At 64.8% G+C, this 508-nt stretch carries 1 protein-coding gene; it reads left to right on the top strand.

Features of this window, described 5'->3' with window-relative positions:
* Positions 1–468 (top strand): IS3 family transposase (locus tag ROTAS13_RS25540; RefSeq protein WP_139323628.1); only part of this gene is annotated, 468 nt, incomplete at its 5' end.
* Between the last annotated feature and the right edge of the window lie 40 nt (positions 469–508).

Below are 508 nucleotides of genomic sequence, written 5' to 3'. Positions count from 1 at the left end.
GGGGAGGGCTGGCTGTATCTGGCCGCGATCAAGGACATGGCCACGCGCGAGATCGTCGGCTGGTCCATGGCCGACCCTCTGAGGGCGGAGTTGGGCATCGATGCACTGGTCATGGCACTCCAGCGTTGCCGGCCGGGGAAGGGTCTGATCCTACACAGCGATCGTGGGGTGCAATATGCCGCCGCCGATTACCGCCTCGTACTGGAGCGGCATGGCATCACACAATCCATGAGCCGCCGGGGCAACTGCCTGGACAACGCGCCCATGGAGAGCTTCTTCGCCTCGCTCAAGAAGGAGCACATCCACCAAGCCCACTTCCGCACCCGCGCGGAGGCGAAGGCGGCGGTGTTCGACTACGTCGAGGTGTTCTATAATAGGCAGCGCCTGAACTCAGGCGTCGGCTACCGTACGCCCACCGAGGCGCGGGTAGCCATGAGTGCGGAGGCCGTCATGCCGATCGCCGCATGATGCTCTGATCTCACCCCTCCACCCCGCAGGGGGAAGTCCA

It is taken from the genome of Roseomonas sp. TAS13 (genome assembly GCF_001950415.1).
Taxonomy (GTDB): Bacteria; Pseudomonadota; Alphaproteobacteria; order Acetobacterales; family Acetobacteraceae; genus Roseomonas; species Roseomonas mucosa.
Note: the sequence above shows the minus strand (reverse complement) of the source record. Positions and strands in the feature narration are given on the sequence as shown.